The following is an 11,921-nucleotide window of genomic DNA, read 5'->3' as shown; positions in this document are numbered from 1 at the left end:
TAATCTTCCTCTCCTCATGAAATAAGTTGAAATAGCATGCAATTAAAGTAGCTCAAACACCCCTGCTGCACCCATTCCGCCACCAATACACATTGTGACAACTCCAAATTGAACATTTCGACGCTTCATCTCGTGCATTAATGATAATGTAAGCTTTGTTCCTGTCATTCCAAGCGGATGCCCAAGTGCAATCGCGCCCCCATTTACATTCACTATTTCTGGTTTTAGATCTAATGCTTGGATCACTCGAACTGACTGCGATGCAAATGCTTCATTTAATTCAAATAAACCGATGTCCTCTATTTGCAATCCAGCAAGCTTCACTGCCTTCGGTATCGCCTTTACAGGACCGACTCCCATAATTTCAGGTTCAACACCAGCAACAGCAAAGGAACGAAACTTAACAAATGGCTGATATCCTTCTGCTTTCGCTTTTTCATAGTCCATTACTAAAACAGATGCTGCCCCATCACTCATTTGTGAGGAGTTCCCTGCTGTAACAGAACCTTGCAAATGAAAAGCAGGTCGTAGCTTACCTAGCACTTCTATCGTCGTATCTGGACGTACACCTTCGTCCATTTCGAATAGCTTTTTTCTCGTTTCGATTTTATTATTTTTTCCAACAACCTGTTCTGTTACCTCAACCGGAACAATCTCTTCGTTAAATTTCCCTTCTTGGATCGCTAATGCTGCTCGTTTATGACTTTCAACTGCAAAGGCATCCTGTGCCTCCCTTGAAATTTGAAACCGATTCGCTACTTCTTCTGCTGTATAGCCCATCCCCATGTAATATCCTGGTGCATCCTCAACAAGCGTCGGGTTCGGCTTTATGACATGCCCACCCATTGGGATAAGACTCATAGATTCTGCCCCGCCAGCAATAATTGTATCGCTATGGCCAATCATAATGCGTTCAGCAGCATAAGCTATACTTTGTAATCCGGAAGAACAATAACGATTAATCGTTATTCCAGGAATGTCATGGCTTAACCCTGCAAGCCCTGCAATATTCCGTGCCATATTCATTCCTTGCTCAGCTTCTGGCATCGCACAGCCAATAATGACGTCATCAATATTTCCGTTATAATCACCTGCACGCTTTAATGTTTCTTTTATCGTTAATGCTGCTAGATCATCTGGTCTCGTATTGGCTAATGCCCCTTTATTCGCCTTCCCAACAGGGGTTCTTGCACCTGTAACGATTACTGCATCCTTCACCTTTCTTCCCCCTTTACTTAATTACGTAATGGTTTTCCTTTTAATAGCATGTGTTGCATACGTTGCTGTGTTTTTGGTTCTCCTATTAAACTAAGAAATGCTTCTCGTTCTAAGTCAAGCATTACTTGTTCGTCAATTAAAGTACCTGCTTTAATACGGCCTCCTGATAATACATAAGCAAGTTTCTCGGCTATTTTGACATCATGATCAGAAGCAAACCCACCAAATTGTAACGTTTTCGCACCAAGCAGCATGGCTGCATAACCAGCATCTCCAACAACAGGGATTTTTTCACGCATTGGCGCCTTGTAACCACTATTGGCTAATGCCAATACTTTTTGCTTTGCATCAAAAAGTAAGTGGTCAGGGTTTACACTAATTCCGTCCTCCTGACTTAGAAAGCCATTTTCACGCGCTTCCGCAGCAGATGTAGACACCTTAGCCATTGCTACCTTTTCAAAGACATTGTTCGCTACTTTTGAAAGATCAAAATCTACATCCTTTGGCATGTTCCGGAGCATTTTTAAGTAAAGCTCTTTTGTTCCGCCACCACCTGGGATTAATCCAACTCCAAATTCAACGAGCCCAATATAGGTTTCGGCAGATGCTTGAATTCGTGCGGCAGGTAACGAAACTTCTGCACCACCACCTAGCGTCATATTAAATGGTGCTGCAACAACTGGCTTATTGGCATACTTAATATTTGTCGCCATGTTCTGGAATTGCTTTACTACCATGTCTAATTCAAAAAAGTTATCATCCTGCGCTTCCATAAGCATCATTGCTAAGTTAGCGCCAACACAGAAGTTCTTCCCTTGGTTACCAATGACGAGCCCTTCATAATTTCGTTCTACTTCTTCAAGGGCAAAGTTAACCATTTGTATAATGTCCATTCCGATCGCATTACTTTGCGAATGGAATTCAAGCAATGCAACACCATCTCCAACATCAATTAAACTTGCTCCCGTATTCTTTTTAATGACCCCATGTGTGTCTTTTATTTGTTTTAAATGAATTTCTTTTTTATTTTTTTCTTGCTCAATATAGCTGCCGTTATGGAAATAATGGACATTGCCATTTTCTGCTTTATAAAATGCTTCATTGCCTTGGGCGAGAAACTTCTCTATCCATTCTGGGATAACAGCTCCTTCTTTTTGCATCCGCTCTACTGACTCACGCACACCAATTGCATCCCATGATTCAAATGGACCCATTTCCCAGCCAAAGCCCCATTTCATTGCTTGATCGATTGCTACAATATCATCTGCAATCGTTCCAACAAGCTCAGCAGAATAAAGTAATACGGGCTTTAAAATGGACCAAACAAGGTCACCTGCACGATCTCCTTCTGCATTTATAAGCGCTTTCATTTTTCGACGGGTTCCTTTTTGCTGCTTTGCCATTTCTGTCGCAGCTGTATGGAGCTTTCCTCTCGCTTCATATTCCATTGTTTCTGGATTAAGCTCAAGGATCACACTACCTTCTGCTCCTTTTTGTTTTAAGAAAAAGCCTTTTCCAGTTTTTGCTCCAAGCCAGCCTTTGTCTTGCATCTCCTTCATAAATGCCGGAATCTCAAAAACCGTTTTTTCTTCTCCGTCTACTTGCTCATGTACATTATTAGCAACATGGATAAATGTATCTAAGCCGACTACATCTAACGTTCGAAATGTTGCACTTTTCGGTCTTCCTATTAAAGGTCCAGTTACAGAATCTACTTCCCCAACGCGATAGTTTCCTTTCATCATTTCACGAACTGTAACAAGTAACCCATAAGTCCCGATTCGATTCGCAATAAAGTTCGGGGTATCCTTTGCTTCAACGACACCTTTTCCTAGCTGATCTTCGCCAAAACGCTTCATAAATTCGAGCACTTCTGGTGCTGTGTCTTTTGTTGGAATTACCTCTAATAATTTTAAATACCGTGGTGGATTAAAAAAGTGTGTACCTAAAAAGTGCTTACGAAAATCCTCTGAACAATCTGCTGCCATCGCCTCTACCGAAATCCCAGACGTGTTAGAGCTGACAATGGTTCCTTCACTACGATACTTATCTACATTTGCGAATACCTTTTTCTTTACTTCCAGGTTTTCCACAACAACTTCAATAATCCAATCTACTTCCGCTAGCTTCTCGAAATCATCTTCCATATTGCCTACTTCAATTAAATCTAAGGTTTTTTTAGATGTTATTGGTGACGGTTTTTGCTTTACTAATGCTTGCTTGCTTTGTTCAGCAATTCGATTGCGTACCACTTTATCTTCGAATGTTAACCCCTTTGCTTGTTCCTTCTCCGTTAACGCACGAGGTACAATATCAAGCATCAAAGTTGGTATGCCAATATTTGCTAAATGAGCTGCAATTCCAGACCCCATTACACCAGAGCCTAATACAGCGGCACGCTTGATTGATTGCTTCATGATTTCTCCCCCTATCTCATTTTGAATGAATACTCATTCATTTTTAAGCTAAAAATAAAAGATAGCTTCTCCTATCCACTTATATTCTATAATAAATTATTTTCTGATATTTCGCAATAACAATTCATAAAAAAAGATGCTTTTAATCTATTTTCAAATTGGAACATCATGAGGTATGCAAGCGTGAAAGAACAGATGCATAAATACAACGCAGCATCACACACTATAAAAAAATGGAGGTGTTAGAAAATGCAACCATACGGATCGACACAGCAACCACCACAAATAATTAGTACAAAAGATCTCTCGTACATCAGTGATATGCTTTCATGGAATTTAGGCGCTTTTAAAAAAGCAAATTTTTATGCCACGCAATGTCAAAACCCAGAAGTGAAGGAAGCTATTGAACAAGCAGGCAAATTGCACCAACAGCATTATGAAAGACTCTTAGTGCATTTAAATCAGCAGCAAATCAATTAACATAACCTAAACAAGTAGGAGGAAGCCTATGCAACAAATGGATCCACAACAACAAAAAATCCAAAATCCAGAAACGCCAATTGCGAAAACCTCACAAATGAATGAACGTGACATGATTAATGATATGCTTGCCACAGAAAAATATATGACAAGCTCCTATAATATCGCTTTGTACGAAGCAAGTAATCAAGCCTACTATCAACTTTTGCAGCAAATATTGACCGAAACCCAAGATTGTCAGCGAAACCTTTTTAATCAAATGTTTCAGCAGGGCTGGTATAGTTTAGAAAAAGCAGATCAACAAAAGGTGATGCAAACACATCAGCAATTTTCAGGGTATACGACGCAATTTCCATATCAATAAATAAAGATACGTCGCTACAGCATCTACCTCAACAACAAAAGTCGGTACCTGACATTGTACAATTGTGCAGGAACCGACTTTTTATCTCATCTTACGCTTTTGTAAAATGAATCTTCAAAAGTGGATTTCTTTTTCCACTTACACGCGTTGGCCTTGCCTCATCAGCTATAGATAATGTTACCACCGCGAACATAGAATACATTAAACAATTACATCATAGCCTTGATCTTCAATCGCTTCTTTCATTTTTTCGATCGTAATATGTGCGTCATCATAAACGACATCCACTTTACCTGTATCTAAATGCACTTCCACTCCAGTTACACCTTCTAATTGTTCAAGTGCGTTGTGCACCGCCTTTTCACAATGTCCACAAGTCATTCCTTTTACAATTAATGTTGTTTGCATCATTCATTCTCCTTTTTATTTACTTTATTTTTACTCGCTTTAAACGAAGCGAGTTAGACACAACACTTACAGAACTAAAAGCCATTGCTGCCCCGGCAATCCAAGGAGCGAGTAATCCTACCGCTGCAATCGGTATTCCCGCAGTATTGTAGGCAAATGCCCAAAATAAGTTTTGGCGGATATTACGAATCGTCGCATGACTTAGCTTGATTGCTTTCGGAATTAATAATAATTCCCCGCCAAGGATTGTTACATCAGCTGCTTCTATGGCAACCTCTGTTCCAGTACCGATGGCAATTCCAATATCAGCAGTTGCCAATGCTGGCGCATCATTAATACCGTCTCCTACCATCGCAACCTTTTTCCCAGCTTGCTGTACTTCCTTTACTTTTGCAGCTTTTTCTTCTGGTAATACTTGCGCAATAACATAATCAATGCCAACCTGCTTTGCAATTGCATTTGCAGTTCGTTCATTGTCCCCTGTTAACATGATAACGTCCAAGCCTTGTTGTTTCAAATCATTAATCGCAGTTTTAGCAGATTCCTTTATTGTATCCGCAACAGCAATCATACCACAATATTTTTTATCAACAGCAATGAGCATTACTGTTTTCCCATCCAATTCTAACTGCTGGAGCTCCGTTTCACCAGCATCAACAAGGATACCTTGATCTTGCATAAGCTTTCTTGTGCCAACAAGTACATCTTTTTCATTTACTGTTGCATGAATCCCATGTCCAGGAATTGCACGAAACATATCAGCTTCCATTAAAGAAACTTCTTGTTGCTTCCCATAATTAACGATTGCCTCTGATAACGGATGCTCCGAAGCTTTCTCCGCGCTTACAATGAGCTGTAATGTAGAAGCATCCCCAATATAATCGGTTACTTCTGGTTTTCCTTTTGTAATAGTCCCTGTTTTATCAAAAATAATCGCATCAAGCTGATGTGTTCTTTCAAGATGCTCTCCACCCTTGAATAAGATGCCACTCTCGGCTGCCTTTCCAGTACCTACCATGATTGAAGTAGGTGTTGCAAGGCCGAGTGCACATGGACAGGCAATAACTAGAACAGCAATAGCAGCTGTTAATGCATGCTCAAAATCTCCTGGTGCAGCAACTGTTATCCAAATAATAAACGTTAAAATAGCAATCCCAACAACGATAGGTACAAAATATCCTGAGATAATGTCTGCTAAACGTTGAATCGGTGCCTTGGAGCCTTGAGCATCCTCTACCGCTTTTACAATGGAAGCAAGCGCTGTATCCTTTCCAACCTTTGTTGCTTCCATTTCAATCAGGCCATTTTTGTTGATCGTCGCACCAATAACAACAGCCCCTGTTTCCTTATCAACTGGGATAGACTCCCCAGTAATCATCGATTCATCGACTGCTGTTTGTCCTTTAAGAACGATACCATCAACAGGAATCTTTTCCCCTGGCTTCACGATGATACGCTCTCCGACAACAACCTCTTCTACCGGTAGAAGCATTTCTTCATCATTACGAATGACACGCGCTTTTTTAGCTTGTAAATTAAGAAGTTTTGATATTGCTTGCGTCGTTCTTCCTTTTGCATTTGCTTCTAAATATTTTCCAAATAAAATCAAGGTAATTAAAATGGCACTTGTTTCAAAATACAAATGCGGCATATACGTCGGGTTTCCTAATGTCTTTATTGCTTCATACAAGCTATAAAAGAAAGCTGCACTTGTACCTAAAGCAACTAATACGTCCATGTTGGCACTTTTATTTCGAAGATTAAGATAAGCTCCTCGATAAAATTGCCAACCAATAATAAATTGCACGGGGGCAGCTAACGCAAATTGAAACCATGGATTCATAAATAAAGCTGGTAGTGCAAGTCCAAAAAGATGATCCAGCATCGTTACGAGTAAAGGAATGGAAAGCAATGCAGAAATGATCAGCTTTCTTTTCATTTGCTTTAATTCCTGTTCTTTGCGTGATTTCCTATCGCTGCTAGCTGCTTTTCTTTTCGCATCATAACCAAGCTTTTGAATTTTTCCTATCAATGCATCTTCGTCAATCAAACTTGGATTATAATCAATCGAGGCGGTTTCTCCCGCTAAGTTTACCGTAGCCAGCTTAACACCCTGTTGTTTGTTTAAGACTTTTTCAATTCGAGCAGAGCAGGCTGCACAAGTCATTCCATATACATCAAATTCAATCTTATCTGTTTCAACACCATAACCGAGCTTTTCAATTTTTTCCGTTATTGACTGTATATCTGTTCCCGCTGGATCATAGTCAATAGTCGCTTTTTCGGTCGTTAAATTAACCTTGGCATCTACTCCATCCATTTTATTGAGCACCTTTTCAATACGCGATGAGCAGGCAGCACAGGTCATCCCGGTTACACCAATTGTTACATGTTTTTCTTTTGACAAAACGAATCCCTCCTTCTACTTTGAGAATTGCTTTACAACTTCCATCAGCTCATCAATCGCTGCTTCTCCTTCTCCTGATTTAATCGCGCTAGAAACACAGTGCTTTGTATGGCGTTCAAGCAACGAATAGCCTACCTTGTTTAAGGCAGCGTTAATGGCACTTATTTGTACTAAAATATCTACACAATAACGATCTTCTTCAATCATTTTCTGGACCCCACGAACTTGCCCTTCTACACGCTTTAATCGATTTACAATCGCTTGCTTTTCTTTATCTGTACGGGGGGTAACCGGTTTTTTTTCGATATGCTCCATTTAAACAGCATCCCTTTCGTATTCTTTTTTATACTATACCCCCCTATTGTATTTTAGTCAATAGTTTTGCTTCAAAAATAATATGATTCTTCATAATCGGAATCATTCCTATTTACAAATCGGAATCATTACGCTATTATAGAAAACGAGTTTTATTGCATTACATTCATTAAATAAGTTAAACCTATGAAAAAGAAAGGAACTCTCAAAATATGAAATTCAGCTATGGTCTATTCAGTATTTTATTCATTTTACTCGTTATTACTGGTTGCTCAGCTAATGATAAGTCAGCGAATCAAGACGATGAGCTAACCATTTATACATCCATTTATCCTATCCAATATATTGTCGAGCGGTTAGGCGAAGAAACAGTCAACGTGCAATCGGTATACCCACCAGGGGTAGATGCCCATACATATGAGCCTACTTCAAAAGATATTGCAGCTATCGCAAAAGGAGATGCATTTATCTATCTTGGCGCAGGGTTGGAAGGCTTTGCAGAAACTGCAGCAGATGCACTGGCACAGGAAAATGTAACGTCTATCGAGCTTGGCGCGCATGAAGAATTGTTCCATACGACGATGGATAAAGAGGAAGAACATACGGAAGAAGATCACGGACACGATCACGGAGACCATGATCCACACATATGGCTTGATCCGATTCGCATGAAAGAAATGTCTGCCATTGTTGCAGATGCCTTAATTACTTTAAATCCACAGGAAGAAGAAATGTATGCAACTAATTTGCAGGCATTAAACAAGGATTTAGAAGTATTAGATGAGCAATATTCCAAGGTATTAACAAATAAACAGCAAAAGAAATTACTCGTCGCTCACAAAGCCTTTGGATATTGGGAAGAACGGTATGGTATTGAACAAATCGCAATTAGTGGTATATCCTCTAGCGAGGAGCCTTCACAAAAAGATTTAGTCCGTATCGTCGAACAAGCAGAAAAATATCAGCTTGATTATATAATCTTTGAGCAAAATACGTCGAACCGCGTATCCGAAATTATTCAAACACAAATTGGTGCAAAAGCATTAACAATTCATAACCTCGCCGTATTAACAGAGTTAGATACTGAACAAAATGCGGATTATTTTTCTTTAATGGAAAAAAACTTAAAAACATTGGATGAAGCATTACAATAGAGAGGATTTTTAATATGGGAGCACCATTAATCACCTTAAAAGACGTTTCCTTTTCTTATGATGACAAGGAAATTTTAAGCAAGGTCAATTTTCAAATTAACAAAGGATCTTTTTTAGGTTTAATTGGACCAAATGGTGGCGGGAAGACAACATTAACGAAATTAATTCTTGGCCTGATCAAACCAGATCATGGCGAGATTTTCTTATTCGGAATGCCCATCTCTAACTTCAAGGATTGGAATCGCATTGGTTTTGTTTCGCAAAAAGCGAATTCCTTCAATAAAGGTTTTCCAGCAACTGTCTTTGAAGTTGTTGCTATGGGATTAACTGCAAAAATTGGTTATTTAAAATTTTTCAAGCGGTCGCATAAGCAGCAAGTACTTCACGCGATTGAACAAGTTGGAATGCAGGATTATGCCTATGAAAATATCGGGAATTTATCTGGTGGTCAGCAGCAGCGTGTCTTTATCGCACGTTCACTTGTTAGCGAGCCTGAGCTGTTGATCCTCGATGAACCAACGGTAGGCGTTGATTATGAAAATGTACAGCGTTTTTATGAGCTACTTCACGAGTTAAATAAAGCACACGGGATTACATTATTGCTCGTCACACATGACACTGGCACTATGACTGAATATGCGACAGATATTGCCTGCTTAAATAAGACATTGCATTTTCATGGAAATCCGAATGAATATGCTGCTTTAAAGGAAACAGACCTGTCTAGAATCTATGGTCATCAAGTAAGCATTGTCACACACGACCATGAGTAATTGGGGGAACAATTATGCTAACTGATTTTATTCAATATGATTTTTTAAGAAATACATTCTTCACCGGATTATTAATCGGAATTATTGCACCACTGCTTGGTACATTTATTGTTGTTCGCAGGCTATCATTAATTGCCGATGCACTATCCCATGTTACCTTGGCGGGAATTGCGTTCGGGTTGTTTTTAGAAAAGAAATTTGCCATCACATTTATTACGCCATTGTATAGTGGAATGGCGTTCTCTGTTATTGGCTCTGTTTTTATCGAAAAGCTTCGCGCTGTTTACAAGGCATATCAGGAGATTGCTATCCCCATTATTCTGTCTGGTGGCGTTGGCTTAAGTGTCATTTTTATATCGTTAGCAAATGGATTTAATACGGATTTATTCAATTATCTATTCGGTTCTGTTTCTGCGGTGAGTCAAAAAGACTTCTTATCTATTTTAGGTATTTCGATCGTTATCATTCTTATTATTTGGCTGTTTTATAAAGAGCTTGTTACACTTTCATTTGATGAAGAGCATGCAACCGTTTCTGGAATACATGCAAAGCACATTCATTTATTGTTTATTGTGTTAACCGCACTTGTCATAGCTGCTTCCATCCGTATTGTTGGTGTGCTTCTTGTATCTGCATTAATGACGCTTCCTGTTGCTGCAAGCATGCGTCTAGCAAAAGGATTTAAACAAATGCTCGTATTATCCATCATTTTCGGTGAGGCAGCTGTTATAATAGGATTAATTTCTGGGTACTACTTTAGTATTCCTCCAGGGGGAACGATTGTCGTCGTTTCGATCATAATTTTACTTGCTTCTATCTTTCTTAAACGAGTTTCTTTTACTTTAAAAAGGGCGGGGTAAAGAAATGAATATACATGATGCAATGACTTTATTAAAGGAAAAAGGATATAAAACGACTGGGAAACGAAAAGAAATATTAGACTATTTCTCACACGCTGATGGATATCGAACAGCAAAGGACCTCATTCAATTTATGGAAAAATCATACGAAGGCATTAGCTTTGATACGATTTATCGTAATCTACATCTTTTTTGTGATATGGGTATTTTAGAGGCAACGGAATTAAAGGGAGAAAAGCATTTTCGAATCGCGTGCTCTCATCATCATCACCATCATTTTATTTGTAGTGATTGTGGGAAAACGAAAGAAATTAATCTTTGTCCAATGGATGAATTAGAGGGAGCGCTTCCTAATTACATCATCGAGGATCATAAATTTGAAATATATGGAGTCTGTCCAAATTGTCGCAACACATAAAACCGACTTTATTACTAGCTGTTGGGGCTGGAGGAATGATTGGTGCTGCTGGCCGCTATGGTATATCGACCATATTTCAGCCAATTGATGGATTTCCTTTTCCAACGCTCCTTGCTAATTTAGTAGGATGTTTTTTATTAAGCTATTTACTCTATTTCCCTCCATTTAAGCGCTCGGTGTCTTCAATCTGGAGCACTGTCATTACGGTCGGAATATTAGGGGCATTTACAACCTTTTCTACCTTTGCGGTTGAAACGGTCCTGTTAGCCAAAGAAAATATGCTGCTTGCTGTAAGCTATGTATTTATCAGTATTATTGGTGGACTACTCTTATGTTTTGCCGGTTTTTCACTCGCTCAAAGGTGGGGAAGTAAATGAGCTTCATACTCGTAATGATTGGTGGATTTTTTGGCAGTATTTTTCGCTATTACATCTCACTCAAAACAACGAAAAAATGGCTTGGAACATGGATTGCAAATATTAGTGGCTCTTTATTATTAGCTATTCTATTCAAGCTCCATGTAAGTGCACAAATTCCCGAATGGACATGGCCATTACTAGGCATTGGTTTTTGCGGTTCATATACAACCTTTTCTACCTTTGGAAATGAGACATTGCAGTTTTTGCTTGCGAAAAAATATTTCGCTGCAAGCGGTTATGTCATGTTATCGTTAGCGTCTTCTTTACTTGTTGTTTATATAACTGTTCATTAAACGTTAGTTGAGTAGATAAACTTCATATAATAGAATAACTGCCTCCTGTCAAACAGAGACAGTATAAAAATATCTGGCACCAATCTTTTCCTTATACTTTGTGTTATTCTTTTCCTCTAAACTATGATGTGTTCCTACAAAGTTGTATTAATAGCTCTTTTCTAATTCTACCATTTTGATAGTGCAGAATTTTTAAAGCTCTTCCTTATAATAAACAGTTTTAGTCATCCTGTAGCTGCCAGTAAATGTCCAAATCAGTTCAATTACAATCAGTGGGGATGAAAGAGCTTCCCCCACTGATTCTAGTTTCATCTTATTATTTTAACTGTCTATTACAAGGGAGCCATATCAAAAATACAAAATTTTATTTTTGTGTTATTAATATGAACCTTTTC

General features: G+C 38.8%; 13 protein-coding genes. 8 read left to right on the top strand and 5 right to left on the bottom strand.

The genetic code is table 11. The annotated features are described in order from the left end of the window. Nucleotides 1-42: 42 nt before the first annotated feature. Nucleotides 43-1,218 carry an acetyl-CoA C-acetyltransferase gene (locus SPK86_RS06550; RefSeq protein ID WP_330948932.1) on the bottom strand — a complete coding sequence of 392 codons (1,176 nt, stop codon included), beginning with the start codon at nt 1,216-1,218 and terminating at the stop codon, nt 43-45. A 17-nt stretch (nt 1,219-1,235) separates the two neighbouring features. After that, nucleotides 1,236-3,635, bottom strand: a complete 2,400-nt coding sequence (locus tag SPK86_RS06545) for a 3-hydroxyacyl-CoA dehydrogenase/enoyl-CoA hydratase family protein (protein WP_330948931.1) — start codon at nt 3,633-3,635, stop codon at nt 1,236-1,238. Nucleotides 3,636-3,884: 249 nt separating this feature from the next. Between SPK86_RS06545 and SPK86_RS06540 the strand changes: the two genes are divergently transcribed. Together SPK86_RS06540 and SPK86_RS06535 are read left to right on the top strand one after the other, a co-directional pair. Continuing rightward, nucleotides 3,885-4,115 carry a hypothetical protein gene (locus SPK86_RS06540; RefSeq protein WP_330948930.1) on the top strand — a complete coding sequence of 77 codons (231 nt, stop codon included), beginning with the start codon at nt 3,885-3,887 and terminating at the stop codon, nt 4,113-4,115. A 37-nt stretch (nt 4,116-4,152) separates the two neighbouring features. Further along, on the top strand, nt 4,153-4,479 hold the full coding sequence (locus SPK86_RS06535; protein WP_284141731.1) for a spore coat protein: 327 nt from the start codon (nt 4,153-4,155) through the stop codon (nt 4,477-4,479). A 201-nt stretch (nt 4,480-4,680) separates the two neighbouring features. Here the strand turns inward: SPK86_RS06535 and copZ are convergent, their stop codons facing one another. The 3 genes from copZ to SPK86_RS06520 are packed head-to-tail and all read right to left on the bottom strand — an operon-like array spanning nt 4,681 to nt 7,609. After that, nucleotides 4,681-4,887, bottom strand: a complete 207-nt coding sequence (gene copZ, locus SPK86_RS06530; protein WP_284141730.1) for a copper chaperone CopZ — start codon at nt 4,885-4,887, stop codon at nt 4,681-4,683. Between the two features lie 19 nt (nt 4,888-4,906). After that, the gene (locus SPK86_RS06525; RefSeq protein ID WP_330948929.1) at nt 4,907-7,294 is read right to left on the bottom strand and encodes a heavy metal translocating P-type ATPase; all 2,388 of its coding nucleotides are present in this window, start codon (nt 7,292-7,294) and stop codon (nt 4,907-4,909) included. A 15-nt stretch (nt 7,295-7,309) separates the two neighbouring features. Then, nucleotides 7,310-7,609 carry a metal-sensing transcriptional repressor gene (locus SPK86_RS06520; RefSeq protein WP_284141711.1) on the bottom strand — a complete coding sequence of 100 codons (300 nt, stop codon included), beginning with the start codon at nt 7,607-7,609 and terminating at the stop codon, nt 7,310-7,312. Between the two features lie 212 nt (nt 7,610-7,821). On the opposite strand from SPK86_RS06520, the gene SPK86_RS06515 reads away from it, so the two are divergent. Genes SPK86_RS06515 through SPK86_RS06490 form a run of 6 tightly spaced genes read left to right on the top strand, consistent with a single transcriptional unit; the run spans nt 7,822 to nt 11,526 of the window. Continuing rightward, entirely contained in the window at nt 7,822-8,763 is a 942-nt protein-coding gene (locus SPK86_RS06515; protein ID WP_330948928.1) for a metal ABC transporter solute-binding protein, Zn/Mn family, read from the top strand. A gap of 14 nt (nt 8,764-8,777) precedes the next feature. After that, on the top strand, nt 8,778-9,536 hold the full coding sequence (locus SPK86_RS06510) for a metal ABC transporter ATP-binding protein (protein WP_284141709.1): 759 nt from the start codon (nt 8,778-8,780) through the stop codon (nt 9,534-9,536). A 14-nt stretch (nt 9,537-9,550) separates the two neighbouring features. Then, nucleotides 9,551-10,396, top strand: a complete 846-nt coding sequence (locus SPK86_RS06505; RefSeq protein WP_330948927.1) for a metal ABC transporter permease — start codon at nt 9,551-9,553, stop codon at nt 10,394-10,396. Between the two features lie 4 nt (nt 10,397-10,400). After that, nucleotides 10,401-10,814, top strand: a complete 414-nt coding sequence (locus tag SPK86_RS06500; RefSeq protein ID WP_284141707.1) for a Fur family transcriptional regulator — start codon at nt 10,401-10,403, stop codon at nt 10,812-10,814. Beyond that, on the top strand, nt 10,799-11,191 hold the full coding sequence (locus SPK86_RS06495) for a fluoride efflux transporter FluC (protein ID WP_284141706.1): 393 nt from the start codon (nt 10,799-10,801) through the stop codon (nt 11,189-11,191). The genes SPK86_RS06500 and SPK86_RS06495 overlap by 16 nt, the downstream gene beginning before the upstream one ends. Continuing rightward, nucleotides 11,188-11,526 (top strand): fluoride efflux transporter FluC, encoded by a 339-nt coding sequence (locus SPK86_RS06490; RefSeq protein WP_330948926.1) that lies wholly within the window; start codon nt 11,188-11,190, stop codon nt 11,524-11,526. The genes SPK86_RS06495 and SPK86_RS06490 overlap by 4 nt, the downstream gene beginning before the upstream one ends. The last annotated feature ends 395 nt before the right edge of the window (nt 11,527-11,921 follow it).

This window comes from Virgibacillus sp. MG-45 (genome assembly GCF_036409425.1).
Classification (GTDB): domain Bacteria; phylum Bacillota; class Bacilli; order Bacillales; family Amphibacillaceae; genus LDC-1.
The sequence above is the reverse complement of the archived record's forward strand: the minus strand, read 5'-3'. Positions and strand labels throughout refer to the sequence as shown.